Below are 11,987 nucleotides of genomic sequence, written 5' to 3' on the forward strand. Positions count from 1 at the left end.
GTCGACACCGCGATCGACAAGGCCGGTGACCTCGTCGACAAGAAGACGCAGGGCAAGTACGCCTCGCAGGTGAACAAGGTGCAGGACGCCGCGAAGAAGGCCGTCCAGGACAACACCACCCCGTCCGGACAGGTGCCTCCCGGCCAGGAGTCCGGTCAGCCGCCCACGTCCGAGACACCGCCGGGGACGCCCCCGCAGCAACAACCCCCGACGGCGCCGCCGACCTCGTAGGACGGTTCGCCGCATGGCCAAGTTATCGGTTTCCGTCGACGTACCGCTGCCGCCGGAGAAGGCGTGGGAGAGCGCCTCGGATCTGTCCCGCTACCGCGAGTGGTTGTCCATCCACCGGGTGTGGCGGTCCAAGTTGCCGGACACCATCGAAAAGGGCACGATCCTGGACTCGATCGTCGAGGTCAAGGGGATGCCAAATCGGATGCGTTGGACGGTCGTGCATTACCGGCCGCCGGAGGCGATGACGCTCAACGGCGACGGCAAGGGCGGCGTGAAGGTCAAGCTGATCGGCAAGGTCAAGCCCAGCGGTGACGACCTGTCCACGGTGACGTTCGACGTGCACCTGGGCGGGCCGGCATTGTTCGGCCCGATCGGGATGGTTGTCGCCAGCTCGCTGAAGGGTGACATCCGCGAGTCGCTGGAGCGCTTCAAGTCGGTGTTCGCGCCCTCCTGAGGGTCAACGGCGAAGCCGCCGCCCGACGAGCTTCGCGAATTCCACGGTGGAGCGGCGCACGGATTCGACCTCCAGTGACAAAAGCAGGGTGTCCACCATGGCGAACGGCAGCGTGGTGACGACGGCGCCGCGGCCGTACTCGATGTGCCACGAGCCGGGATGGATGGTCAGACCCCTCGCGTGCCCCCTCTGCAGGCAGGTGTGGTCACCCGGTAGCAGCGGTGGGAGCGGTGCGGTGTCGTCGGACTCCAGGTCGTATGAGTCGATCCGGCCGGCGATCAGGAACTTGTGGACGTCGACGTGCTTGTACCGACCGGAGAAACCCTGGGTGCCGGTCGGAGACCCGAAGATGACGATGTACTCGCGTGGGCTGAAGTGCAGGAATCGGACCTTGCCGAGGATGCCGCCGGCCTTGCTGCCCACCCAGCGTCCCGGTGCAGTGTCGCTGAGGTCGGGGTACTGCTCGTTGAGCAGCGCGACAGCCCTGGTGGTGAGCTCGTTGCCGTCCAGCTGGAGGCCGGCGACCTGCTCGGCGACCTCGTGCAGCACCTTCGGGTCGATCTTGTAGCTCATCGAACGCACTCTAGGGGGCTTTGCCGTGCTGAGATCCATGTTCCGCGCTAGCGCAGTATCCGCAGCGGCAGCTCCGGCAACGTGCAGGTGGCCGACGGCCAAATGATCTCCGGGATGAATCCGGGGGCCAGGTCGAACTCCGGTATTCGGGAGAGCCATTCGCTGACAACGAGTTTCAGTTCCATCCGGGCCAGGTGTGAACCCAGGCATCGGTGCGGGCCACCGCCGAAGCCCCAGTGCTTGTGGAGCTTGCCGTCCAGGACGAAGTCGTCACCGGACTGCGCGTCGCTGCCGTCGCGGTTGATCGCACCCAGACACAGCCGAACCTCCGCACCGGCGGGTAGATCGACCCCGGCCACCGTCACCGGCCGCGTCGTGACCCGTCCGACGACCGGCGCCGACGGTTCGAGTCTGATCATCTCCTCGACGAAGGCGGCTATACCGGCCGGATTCTCCCGCAGTGAGACGCGAAGTTCCGGCCGTCGTGCCAGCTCCAGCATCGTCGCGCCGATGGTCGAGGTGACGGTGTCCAGACCGGCGAGGACGAACACCATCGACAGACCGACGGCCTCGGCGTCCGACAGCGGGTCGTCCCCGCGCAGCAGATCGGACAGCATGCCGTCGCGGGGCTGCTCCCTGAGCGCTGAAACGGCCTCGGTCAGGTAGACGTACAGCTCGGCGGCGGGGGTCAGGTCGACGCTGTCGGGATCGGTGGTGAGGCTGAACGCGATGATCGCGTCCTTCCATGCGATCAACCGGTCCCGGTCCTCGAGCGGCAGCCCGAACAGCGTCAGGAACACCTGCGACGGGTACGGCGTCGCGAGGTCCGCCATCACCTCGCAATGATCACGTTCGGAGATCGACGCGATGATGTCGGCGGCTTGAGCCTGGAGCGACGGCAGCGCCGCGTTCAGGGTCTGGGGACTGAAGTAGGAGTGCAGGATTCGGCGGTACCGGGTGTGTTCGGGCGGGTCGAACCCCAACGGAACCAACGGCACCGGGCTGATCATGTCGTCGTAGCCGATTCTGGACGAGAAGGCCTCGGGATCGCGAAGTGCGGCAAGCACATCCGCGCGGCGGGTGAGGTAATACCACCCCTCCCCGTACAACACCGGACCCAACCGGCGCAGTGCTGCCCAGCCCTCGCCGCGGTCGCGCTCCATCGGCAGGTCGGCATAGAGGACATGCGGAAGGTCGGCGGTCATCCCCGCACCAAACCGCGGGGCCGGACCATGCCGAGGTCGTGGTGGGTGACCCAGCCGGGTGCGGCGTCGCAGACATCGGGGATCGCGTTGATGGCGGCCATCGCCGTCCAGCTGTATCCGGGGTGTGACATCGTGCCGTCGGGTTGCCGGACGCCCTGCAGCGTCAGCTCCGTCGGTGGATCGCCGTCGATGACGATCTCGTACCGCGTCGTGCCCCAGTCCCATGCCGGCTCCAGCTGTTCTGGTCCCGCGGTCAGATAGATGGCGTGAAAGACGATCAGCGGATGACCACCGACCCACGCCGTCCACTCATGCCGCTGCGCGGCGACGGAGCCTCTCGGGATCACGCCCTCGTCGTGCGGGATGTCCTCGGTCGCCGCGGCCGCCTCCACCTCGTACGTCACGTCGTCGATGGTGACACCGAGGCCGTCGGCGATCATGTACATCGATTGAGCGAAGAACGGCTTCCCGAGACCGAGGACGGTCGGTTCGGTGAGGAACTTGTCCTTGTCCTTTCCGAAGCCCATCCAATCGATGTGATCCAGCGGCGCGTCCTTCAAGACGTCGACGACCTCGTACACATTGATGGCGTCGACCCGGCTCATCACCCGGGCGAGCGTGAGCGGCAGGACGTCGCCTGCATATCCCGGGTGAATGCCACCGCCGTGAAAGGACGAGCCACCTTCTTCGCATGCCGCGCGTATCGCCTGTCCGTGCACCTCGAAGTCCGGTGAGGGATAGAAGAATCCGCTCGTAGTGACGACGTTCTTGCCGGACCTCAGCAGCCGGCACAGGGTGTCGACGTCCATGATGATCGGCGTGTAGAACACGCAGTCGGCCTCGAGTGCGATGATCGACTCGATGTCGTCGGTTGCGGTGACGCCTATCGGCGCGATGCCGGCGATCTCGCCGGCGTCCTTGCCCACCTTGTCCTTGCTGTGCACCAGAACGCCGACGAGGTCGTACACGGGATTCTCCGCGAAGTGGCGGACTCCGACCTGGCCTACGTCGCCGGTCATCCATTGGATCACGCGATAGCTCTTCATGGGCACGCCGTTGTTCCCTTTCACTGTGACCATCCGGGAGGTCATCGTCGTGCCTGTTCGCCAGGGCTGAATATCACGGGGACCGAGCGGAACCCGCGTGTCACCGAGTTGCCGTGGAACGCCGCCTGCTGTCCTGGCGCGAGGGTGAGATCGGGCAATCGGGACAGCACCCGCTCGAGGCCGACCTGGAATTCGAGCCGCGCCAGATTGGATCCGAGGCAACGGTGCACGCCCGCGCCGAAACCGAGGTGCCGGTTCTCCCGGCGGTCCAGGATGCATCGGTCCGCGTCGGGGAACTCCCGCTCGTCGCGGTTGGCGGCGGCGTAGTTGACGATCACCGACTCGCCGCGCGCGAAGCTGCATCCGCTCAGTTCGACGTCTTGGGTGACGGTGCGGGGAATGCCATGGATCGACCCGGCGAATCTGATGAATTCTTCCACCGCCCTGGTGACAAGCTCGGGTTCTTCGATCAGCCGGTCCCGCTCGGCTGGGTTGGTCGCGAGGTAGTGGTAGGCGAAAGACATTGCGCTGGCAGTTGTCTCGAGTCCGGCCTGCACCAGGAGCATCGCGTTAGACACGACGTCGGGAAACGACAGTTTCTCGCCGTCGATCTCGGCGGACAGCAGCACGTGGATCATGTCGTCTTGCGGCGGTTGCTCGGTGCGGGCGGTCACCGCGTCGTGCAGATGCTGGTACAACCCACCCCATGCGGTCATCCGGGTGTCCTCGGTGGACCCGTTGAGCGCGGTGTCGGTGAGCTCGACGCACAGCGGGACATCCTCGATCGGCATCCCGAGCAGGTACTTGAAGAACACGATGCCGGGTTGCCGCCACGCGACCTGGGCAAGATCGCCGTTCCCGGACTCGATGAATTCGTCGATGAGACGGTCGGTTTCGGTCGTGATCTGGGGCCGCAGTGCCTTCATCCGGGCGGGGGAGAAGTACGGGTTGAGCACCTTGCGGAACTTCTGCTGCCGCGGCGGGTCGAGGGTGATCACCAGGTCACCGGCGAGTCGCTCGGCCCCCTCGGGGGTCGGGTTGCTGGAAAAGTGCTCCCAGTCCTGCAGGATCTTGACGCACTCCGCATAGCGCGTCGCCACCCACGCACCTCCCGGTGTCGCGCTCAGGAACGGCGCGTCGGTATGGGCGAAAGGCCCGGTCTGCCGCATCACAGAGTAGACGTCATACAGGAAGTCGTTGTCGTTGAAGTCCGCGTGGCGCAGGTCCCAGTTGCGAGCGTGGGTGTCGAGTGATTCGGTCATGGACTCACCGCACCCTGCTGTTCGGCGGCCTGTCGGGCCTCGCGTTCCTCGTGCAGTCGCACCAACTCCCGGAAGCCGATCCGGTTGTATTTCGGGACCGGCTGGATGCCCCATTCGTCCTGTGCGGTGTCCTTGCCCTCGGCGCCTTCCGGCGGGCCGAACGCCGGGTAGGGCACCTTGCACTCCAATTCGTCGTCGGAGTATCGGACCTTGAGCAGTTCACTGCAGATCTCGGTGAGGCTGAGCGTCGGGTAGCCGTAGTACACCGCCATGAACGGTAGCGTGAAGGCGCCCTCGATGACCAGCGCGACAAGACAGACCAGCACGGCGCGTTTGATCCATCTGTGCATCCGCGCGTAGTACGGCGTGGTGCCCGGAGGCAGGCTTTCGGACTTCTCTTCGGTGCCTTCAGATGCGGTGTTCACAATTGCTCCTGCTCGGTTCAGTCGGTGAAGATCTCACGGTTCACCGTGTGCAAGTACGGGATCGCGAGGAAGGGGGTGATGTAGAAGATGTCGTAGAGCCACCAACCGATGACCGGGAAGACGACGCCGGCGTAGCGCACGTCGGCGTAGAGCGTCATGTTGAAGACGTACAGGCACCAGATCAGCACGCCCATCCAGCAGGTGATGATCATCCACTGGTGGCCCCAGCGTTTCATCTGCAGGAATCCGATCGCCGCGGCACAGCGCATCGCGAAGACGGTCAGGATCATGCCGAACACCATGGACTTCTCACCCGGTCCGGCGGCGCCGCCCACCCAAAGTTCGTTGTAGTGCCAGAAGTAGCCGGCGTCGAACATCGCACCCCAACCGACCATCAGCACCCGGTTGATCAGGGTGTGGTTGGCGACCAGGTCGAGCGCCCACCCGAGGCTGTTGAGCATGCCGTCGATCAGCACGAGGTAGCCGATGAGCGTGACGATCATCGGCCGCACCGAGTATCCCGCCCGCAGTGCCTGTCGTTGCAGCCACACTCCCCGCATGAAGATGGGGAAGCCGATCAGCCCGGGCGCCCACATTCCCATCAGGCCTGCGCCGACGATCATCCACTTGTCGGCCCGGCGCTGGGCCAGTCGGGACTCCTCATGGTGTTCCTCGAGGCCGATCGAGCCCTCGAGCGGAACGGATGCGGTGACGGCAGCTTCCGGCTTCCGTTTCGACAGAGAGAAGTTCACAGATCCCACCAACCGCGCGCAAACGACATGTAGAGCTGGATACCGAACATCGTCAGCAGGTATCCGTAGATGACGACCTGCAGGATGATCAGGGCCTTTTTGCGGTTCTTTTCCTTCTGGTCCACCATGTCGGCAATTCCTCTCTAGCGGTTGAGATTCGGCATGTCAGAATCGGAGAGGCCGGCCGCGGCCACCTCTCGCAGACCTGCGGAGATGGCGCCGTCGCTGGTCAGCGTTGCGAGGACACACGCTTGCGCGGCGTCCAGTTCTGTTGCGCCCGCTGCGATCAGATGCGCTGCGGTGACGAGGACGCGGGTCGAGGGAGGCTCGAAGTGGAAGGCTTCGTCGGCGGTTCGGATCGCTGTGGCGCACCGGACCAGCCGTTGAGCTGTCGGCAGCCCGATGCCCGCCTCGGCGACGATCACCTCGGCTTCGCGGTCAGGGGGCAGATAACGCATCGGAAGCGTCACGAACCGCTGGCGGAACGACGGTTTCAGCTCCTTGAGCGAGCTACGGTAGGCGGGGTTGTAGGAGGCAACCAGCATGAAGCTCTCTGGTGCCTGCACCACTTCGCCGGCTCGATCGAGGTAGAGGGTGCGCCGGTGGTCGGTGAGAGAGTGCAGCACTGCCAGTGAGTCATGCCGGGCCTCGACGACTTCGTCGAGGTAGCAGATCGCGCCGGCCTTGACCGCACGCGTGAGCGGACCGTCGGTCCACGTGACGTCGCCGCCGGCGACCATGAACCGCCCCACCAGATCGGAGCTGGTCAGGTCGTCATGACAGCTGATGGTGACGACGGGTCGGCCCAGTAGCGTTCCCATGTGCTCGACCAGTCGGGTCTTCCCGCATCCGGTGGGACCGGTGAGCATCACGGGTAGCCGTTGCCGGTAGGCCTGCTCGAACAGTTGAACCTCGTTGCCGTTCGCGTAATAGATGTCGGTATCGGTCATGCGCTCACCAGCTCCCTGTGGACGTGGGCGAGAACCCGCGGAAGGTCTTCGACACGGCGGATCCGTTGGGATCGGCGCGGGCCGAACACCTCTGGAAGGGGGTCGACGCGGGCCGGGCCGATGCCGACGTAGTACATGCAGACGCCGGCGTCGTCGGCTTCCCCGACGGCGTGGGCGGCGTCCGCCCAGGCGTACCGCCCTTCGTAGCCTTCGTCGGAGATCAGACCGTCGCCGATGACGATCAGCAGACGGCGTTCGCTCGGCTGAGCGAGAAGTCGGCTCGTCAGGTGCCGCAGCGGTGCCCCGAGCCGGGTGTATCCGCCGGTGGCCAGACCGAGACTCCCGGGTGGGACGAACCGTCGATCCGGGAAGTCCTTGAGGCAGGTGACCTCGACACGGTGGCGGGTGTTCCCGGTGAAGGTGAAGATGCCGTGCCGTTCACGGGCCGACGTCATCGCGCGCGACAGCGCATCCGCGCAGGCCAATTCGAGTGTGAAGACCGAGCCGCCGTGCACCCCGAGCGAGGAGCTGCCGTCGAGAAGCAACGCCGTCGTGACGTCGCGGTCGGCGGGCAGCAGTTCGCGGAAGATGCGTGGCTCCAGCGCCTCTCCGGTGGTCACGTCGATGTAGTGGCTGACGTACCGATCGATGTCGATGTCGGATCCGTCTTCCAGCCGGTTCGTCATCGCGCGGTGGGTGTTCTTCTCGAACCATCTGCGGATGTCGACAGCGATGGCACCTGGGGACCCGGAGCGACCGTGGTGTGCCTTCTCGAGGACGGCGACGTGGTCGGGGATGAAGCTCTCGGTCCACGCATTCCATTCCGGGTAAGGGATACCAGGGCGGTGCTCCGGGGTGATGTCGAGGTCGTTGTCCTGCGGGCGGCTCGGCGGTGGCAGATTGGGATTGCGCACTCCGCCGTCACCGCCCGCCGGGACGGAATGCGGTTGCGGTGCCCGCTTCTCGTTCGTCGTCCACGGCAGGCGCCCGAAGGAGCGGCGCAGCTTGTCGGACAGTCCCTGCGGCATCGTGTACGCCCGGGGCAAGCTGCCCAGGAGCGGGTCGACGACGAACGCCTGGCGGGTGCGGGCCAGCGCCACCGCGCGGTCGAGCATTTCTTCGGCGTCCATGTCGGCCGGTGAGATTTCGAGTTCGGGCAGAAGGCGTCGCATCTCGGTGACAAGCCCGGGCCAGTTCCCGGCGATCCAGCCGAGCGCAACGCCGGCCTCGACAAGCGCGAGCGCGCCCAGTTCACGGCCCGACAGCTCGTTGAGGCGGTAGCCGAAGATTCGATCCTTGGACGGGGAACACTGCAGCGCCACGCCGCATGTCAGGGTCCGCCGCGTCCACTCACGGCGTGTTACAGGGTAGGGAACATGCACGACGTCGAGCATGGAACTCAAACCGAAGCCACGGCGCTGCCCGCTGACCAGACGCGCACCGGTGCGGCGCTGACCGCTCAGCGCGACGGCGGTCAGCGCACAACTGCGCTCGATCGCCATGGCGTGTGCGTCGGAGAGTTCAGACATCGCGTCCGACCTCAGAAGGTGCCGATATTGGAGAACATCCAATACCAGAACCAGATGATGAGTCCGGTTCCGCCCCAGGCGCCTACGTAGCGCAGAATTTCCCAGATCCAGCCGCCCACGTCAGTTCTCCTCGTAGCAGGTGTTGGTCATCGGACCTACGGTCCTCAATCGACTGAGTGTTGTCACTGAGGTGAGTCATCACCTTAATCGGAGAAGATCTCACGGTTGACCGAGTGCAGGTAGGGGATCGCCAGGAAGGGCGTGATGTAGAAGATGTCGTAGAGCCACCATCCGACCACGGGCAGCACGACGCCGGCGAATCGGACATCGGCGTACATCGTCATGTTGAACACGTACAGGCACCAGATGACGACACCCATCCAGCACGTGATGATCATCCATTGGTGGCCCCATCGCTTCATCTGGAGGAAGCCGATGCCCGCTGCGATCCGCATCGTGAAGACGGTGAGGATCATGCCGACTTCCATGGCCTTCTCGCCGGGGCCGGCGGCACCGCCCAACCAGAGTTCGTTGTAGTGCCAGAAATAGCCGGCGTCGAACATCGCACCCCAGCCGTTCAACAGGATTCGGGCGAGAATGGTGTGGTTCGCGACCAGGTCCAGTGCCCACCCTACGGTGTTGATCGCCGCGTCGATGATGACGAGATAGCCGATCAGGGTCACCAGCATCGGGCGCACGGACAAGCCCTGGCGCTGCGCCCTGCGGAGTAGCCAGACGCCCCTCAGGAACAGCGGTAGGCCGAAGACTCCCAGTGCGGCGGTTCCGATCAGGAGACTGCCGGAGATCAGCCACTTGTCGGCCTGGCGCTGCGCCCGCTGGGACGCCTCCATGTGCTCGTCGAGCCCACTCGGTGTCCGTGTCGGTGTGACTGAACCGCCGGAACCTCGGTGCCCTCCCAACGTGGGCAGCTTCATGCCAGCTGACTATAGTCAATGAAAGTGCGGAGTCAATCGGCTACCCGGCTCGAATGCTGCGTAGTGTCCGCGTCAGATAGTCCTCGAGCATCGCGGCTTGCCCGGGCCACTCGTGTGTGGTTGTCAGCAGGGCGTACAGCCCGAGCAAGAAGAACACCGCGGAGTTCATCGGGTCCACCTCCGGGTCAACTGTGCCCAGCGTTCGGGCGTGTTCGATCTCGCGGGTGACCGTGACGACCACGGGATGGTGGTCGACCGCCTCGGCTGGCGGCCTTGTCGGCGAGAAGTGCAGGGCAAGAAAATCTTTGAACAGCAGCGCGCCGAGGCGGCGCTCCAGTCCCAGCACCAGCCGGATCGACTCGTGCAGAACGGCCGCGAGCTCGCGATGCGCGCGGGCGAAGCGGCTGAGTTGCCTGGCGATGCGGTGTTCTTCCCGGCGTTCCATTTCGAGGAGCACGTGTTCCTTGGTCGGAAAGTGAAAGAAGAACGTGCCGTGCGCGACACCGGCCGCGGCCACGATCGCGCCGACGTCCGCCGCGGCGATCCCGGAGCGCTTGAATTCGGCAACGGCCGCTCCCAGTAACCGCTCGCGAGTCTGGAGACGCCTGTTCTCACGTGCGGAGGGCCTGTCTACCAGTGCCATTCGCGAACGATACCGCCTGGCGGAGTGCCGGGCAGTGGTATTGGTTGACTTAAGTCAGACAGGACCGTTAGATGGGCAGCACTCGTGGAGAGGAATCGCTCATGGCATTGGAACAGTTCGATCTGCGTGGTCAGGTCGCAATCGTGACCGGTGCCGGCAAAGGCGTCGGACAGGGCATCGCGCGCGTGCTCGCCGAGGCGGGGGCCACGGTGGTGGGCACCGCGCGGACCGAGTCCGACATCGTCGGCACCATCACCGACATCGAGGCGTCCGGGGGCAAGGGAGTGGCACTTGTCGCCGACGCGATGAGCCGGCCGGACGGCGAGCGTGTCGTCGGCACCGTCGCCGAACGGTTCGGCCGCATCGACATGCTGGTGAACAACGTCGGCGGCTCGACCTACGCCCGCTTCCTGGACATCACCGACGAGGACTTCCGGCACACCTTCGACTGGTGCGTGACGTCGGCGTTCATCATGAGCCAGCTCGTCGCGCCGCACATGCTCGAGGCAGGGCGGGGGTCGATCGTCAACGTCTCCTCGGGGTCAGCTCGTTTCGGTATCCGTGCGCTGACGGCGTACTGCGTGGCCAAGGGCGGGATGGAAGCGCTCACCCGCGCGATGGCGCAGGAACTCGCGCCCAAGATCCGGGTCAATGCCATCGCCCTCGGTTCCTTCGCCACCGAGGGCCTGCAGCGAAGCCTGGAACTGATGCCCGGTTCACGAGAGAAGATGGAGCAGAGCACGCCGTTGCACCGCCTCGGCGACGTCGAGGACCTCGGAAGGCTCTGCGTGTATCTGGCGACGCGGGACTGCTACGCGACGAACGCTATCTTCCATGTGGACGGTGGTATCGACTCGAACAATTCGCCGCTGCCGATCCCCGACTACTGAGCAGGAACGGACACCCAGATGCGCAGAGTAGTGCAGTTCTCCACCGGCAACGTGGGGCGCCATGCGTTGCGGGCGATCATCGGCAGACCCGACCTCGAACTCATCGGCGTGCACGCCGCCAGTGAGAACAAGATCGGCCGCGACGCCGCCGAACTCTGCGGTCTCGAGGACGCCACCGGCGTCATCGCCACCGACGACCTCGGCGCGTTGATCGCACTCGAGCCGGACTGTGTCGTCTACACCGCGTTGGGAGAGACACGGCCGATGGCGGCCATCGAGCAGATGTCGCAGCTGTTGGCCGCCGGCATCAACGTGGTCGGAACGTCGATGGTGTGGCTGGTGGCGCCGCGCCACGCCGACGACTGGCTACGGGCGCCGCTGGAGCAGGCCTGCGCAGCCGGCAACGCATCGCTCTACGTCAACGGCATCGACCCCGGCTTCTCGGGGGACACCGCCGTGCATGCCGCGCTGAGCCTGGTCACCCGTGCCGAGTCGGTCACCGTGCAGGAGATCTTCGACTACGGAAACTACGATGACTACGAATACACCGGTACCGCAATGGGATTCGGCAGTGGTCCGGACGACGAACTGGCACCCGCCTACCAGCCGGGGGTCATCACGTCGCTGTTCGGCGGGTTGGTGCACAGTCTGGCCCACCACCTGGACGTGGAACTCGACGAGGTGCGTCAGCGGTATGAACCCTGGTACACCGACGAGCGCATCGAATGCACGATGACAACGGTCGAACCCGGCCGGCTCGCCGCGGTGCGGTTCGCGGTCGAGGGGGTGCGCGCGGGCGTTCCCGTCATCACCGTCGAGCACATCAACCGGCTCACGTCCAGGGCTGCCCCGCACTGGGAGTTCCCGCCCGAGGGACACCTCGGCGTGCACAAGGTGATCGTGGAAGGCGAACCACGGGTGGAGGTGAGCACGCACCTGTCCCATCCGGTACTCGACGTCACCGATGCCGGCTGCGTGTCCACCGCGGCTCGGGCGGTCAACGCGATCGATTCGGTGTGCCGCGCTCCGGCAGGCCTGGTCTCGGTGGAGGACATCCCACCGACCGAGCTCATCCGGGGCTTGATGTGGTGA

The 11,987-nt window shown here is 65.3% G+C and carries 15 protein-coding genes; 4 read left to right on the top strand and 11 right to left on the bottom strand.

Annotated features, from left to right (window positions below):
* Positions 1-231: Rv0909 family putative TA system antitoxin (locus WA944_RS03235; RefSeq protein ID WP_526646270.1), on the top strand; the 231-nt coding region annotated here is incomplete at its 5' end.
* Positions 232-244: 13 nt separating this feature from the next.
* Positions 245-685, top strand: a complete 441-nt coding sequence (locus tag WA944_RS03240; protein ID WP_526646272.1) for a type II toxin-antitoxin system Rv0910 family toxin — start codon at positions 245-247, stop codon at positions 683-685.
* Between the two features lie 3 nt (positions 686-688).
* On the opposite strand, the gene WA944_RS03245 is transcribed toward WA944_RS03240, so the two are convergent.
* From WA944_RS03245 to WA944_RS03295, 11 genes are all read right to left on the bottom strand, one after another.
* Complete coding sequence (locus WA944_RS03245) at positions 689-1,258, bottom strand: isomerase (protein ID WP_526646274.1); 570 nt, start codon at positions 1,256-1,258, stop codon at positions 689-691.
* Positions 1,259-1,305: 47 nt separating this feature from the next.
* On the bottom strand, positions 1,306-2,463 hold the full coding sequence (locus WA944_RS03250; protein WP_526646276.1) for a cytochrome P450: 1,158 nt from the start codon (positions 2,461-2,463) through the stop codon (positions 1,306-1,308).
* Positions 2,460-3,509 carry an NAD(P)H-dependent amine dehydrogenase family protein gene (locus WA944_RS03255; RefSeq protein WP_526646278.1) on the bottom strand — a complete coding sequence of 350 codons (1,050 nt, stop codon included), beginning with the start codon at positions 3,507-3,509 and terminating at the stop codon, positions 2,460-2,462. The genes WA944_RS03250 and WA944_RS03255 overlap by 4 nt, the downstream gene beginning before the upstream one ends.
* A 41-nt stretch (positions 3,510-3,550) precedes the next feature.
* Positions 3,551-4,771 carry a cytochrome P450 gene (locus tag WA944_RS03260; RefSeq protein ID WP_526646280.1) on the bottom strand — a complete coding sequence of 407 codons (1,221 nt, stop codon included), beginning with the start codon at positions 4,769-4,771 and terminating at the stop codon, positions 3,551-3,553.
* The gene (locus tag WA944_RS03265; RefSeq protein WP_526646335.1) at positions 4,768-5,121 is read right to left on the bottom strand and encodes a hypothetical protein; all 354 of its coding nucleotides are present in this window, start codon (positions 5,119-5,121) and stop codon (positions 4,768-4,770) included. Before WA944_RS03265 ends, WA944_RS03260 begins: the two co-directional genes overlap by 4 nt.
* 92 nt (positions 5,122-5,213) lie before the next feature.
* Positions 5,214-5,948, bottom strand: coding sequence for a hypothetical protein (locus tag WA944_RS03270; protein ID WP_526646282.1), 735 nt, complete (start codon positions 5,946-5,948; stop codon positions 5,214-5,216).
* Entirely contained in the window at positions 5,945-6,076 is a 132-nt protein-coding gene (locus tag WA944_RS03275) for a hypothetical protein (protein ID WP_526646284.1), read from the bottom strand. The genes WA944_RS03270 and WA944_RS03275 overlap by 4 nt, the downstream gene beginning before the upstream one ends.
* A 15-nt stretch (positions 6,077-6,091) precedes the next feature.
* Complete coding sequence (locus WA944_RS03280) at positions 6,092-6,898, bottom strand: AAA family ATPase (RefSeq protein WP_526646286.1); 807 nt, start codon at positions 6,896-6,898, stop codon at positions 6,092-6,094.
* Complete coding sequence (locus WA944_RS03285) at positions 6,895-8,427, bottom strand: nitric oxide reductase activation protein NorD (protein WP_526646288.1); 1,533 nt, start codon at positions 8,425-8,427, stop codon at positions 6,895-6,897. Before WA944_RS03285 ends, WA944_RS03280 begins: the two co-directional genes overlap by 4 nt.
* A gap of 203 nt (positions 8,428-8,630) precedes the next feature.
* Positions 8,631-9,362 carry a hypothetical protein gene (locus WA944_RS03290; RefSeq protein ID WP_526646290.1) on the bottom strand — a complete coding sequence of 244 codons (732 nt, stop codon included), beginning with the start codon at positions 9,360-9,362 and terminating at the stop codon, positions 8,631-8,633.
* Between the two features lie 40 nt (positions 9,363-9,402).
* Positions 9,403-10,005, bottom strand: coding sequence for a TetR/AcrR family transcriptional regulator (locus tag WA944_RS03295; RefSeq protein WP_526646292.1), 603 nt, complete (start codon positions 10,003-10,005; stop codon positions 9,403-9,405).
* A gap of 101 nt (positions 10,006-10,106) precedes the next feature.
* Between WA944_RS03295 and WA944_RS03300 the strand changes: the two genes are divergently transcribed.
* The gene (locus tag WA944_RS03300) at positions 10,107-10,895 is read left to right on the top strand and encodes an SDR family NAD(P)-dependent oxidoreductase (RefSeq protein WP_526646294.1); all 789 of its coding nucleotides are present in this window, start codon (positions 10,107-10,109) and stop codon (positions 10,893-10,895) included.
* An 18-nt stretch (positions 10,896-10,913) separates the two neighbouring features.
* Positions 10,914-11,987: an NAD(P)H-dependent amine dehydrogenase family protein gene (locus tag WA944_RS03305; RefSeq protein WP_526646296.1), complete on the top strand. Its 1,074-nt coding sequence runs from the start codon at positions 10,914-10,916 to the stop codon at positions 11,985-11,987.

This window comes from Mycobacterium sp. (assembly GCF_049683355.1).
Lineage (GTDB): Bacteria > Actinomycetota > Actinomycetes > Mycobacteriales > Mycobacteriaceae > Mycobacterium.

Excerpts from the sequence above, each read along its gene's own strand:
- WA944_RS03240 (WP_526646272.1), top strand. The coding sequence starts at position 245 with ATGGCCAAGTTATCGGTTTCCGTCGACGTACCGCTGCCGCCGGAGAAG.
- WA944_RS03245 (WP_526646274.1), bottom strand. The coding sequence starts at position 1,258 with ATGAGCTACAAGATCGACCCGAAGGTGCTGCACGAGGTCGCCGAGCAG.
- WA944_RS03250 (WP_526646276.1), bottom strand. The coding sequence starts at position 2,463 with ATGACCGCCGACCTTCCGCATGTCCTCTATGCCGACCTGCCGATGGAG.
- WA944_RS03255 (WP_526646278.1), bottom strand. The coding sequence starts at position 3,509 with ATGAAGAGCTATCGCGTGATCCAATGGATGACCGGCGACGTAGGCCAG.
- WA944_RS03260 (WP_526646280.1), bottom strand. The coding sequence starts at position 4,771 with ATGACCGAATCACTCGACACCCACGCTCGCAACTGGGACCTGCGCCAC.
- WA944_RS03265 (WP_526646335.1), bottom strand. The coding sequence starts at position 5,121 with ATGCACAGATGGATCAAACGCGCCGTGCTGGTCTGTCTTGTCGCGCTG.
- WA944_RS03275 (WP_526646284.1), bottom strand. The coding sequence starts at position 6,076 with ATGGTGGACCAGAAGGAAAAGAACCGCAAAAAGGCCCTGATCATCCTG.
- WA944_RS03280 (WP_526646286.1), bottom strand. The coding sequence starts at position 6,898 with ATGACCGATACCGACATCTATTACGCGAACGGCAACGAGGTTCAACTG.
- WA944_RS03285 (WP_526646288.1), bottom strand. The coding sequence starts at position 8,427 with ATGTCTGAACTCTCCGACGCACACGCCATGGCGATCGAGCGCAGTTGT.
- WA944_RS03290 (WP_526646290.1), bottom strand. The coding sequence starts at position 9,362 with ATGAAGCTGCCCACGTTGGGAGGGCACCGAGGTTCCGGCGGTTCAGTC.
- WA944_RS03295 (WP_526646292.1), bottom strand. The coding sequence starts at position 10,005 with ATGGCACTGGTAGACAGGCCCTCCGCACGTGAGAACAGGCGTCTCCAG.
- WA944_RS03300 (WP_526646294.1), top strand. The coding sequence starts at position 10,107 with ATGGCATTGGAACAGTTCGATCTGCGTGGTCAGGTCGCAATCGTGACC.
- WA944_RS03305 (WP_526646296.1), top strand. The coding sequence starts at position 10,914 with ATGCGCAGAGTAGTGCAGTTCTCCACCGGCAACGTGGGGCGCCATGCG.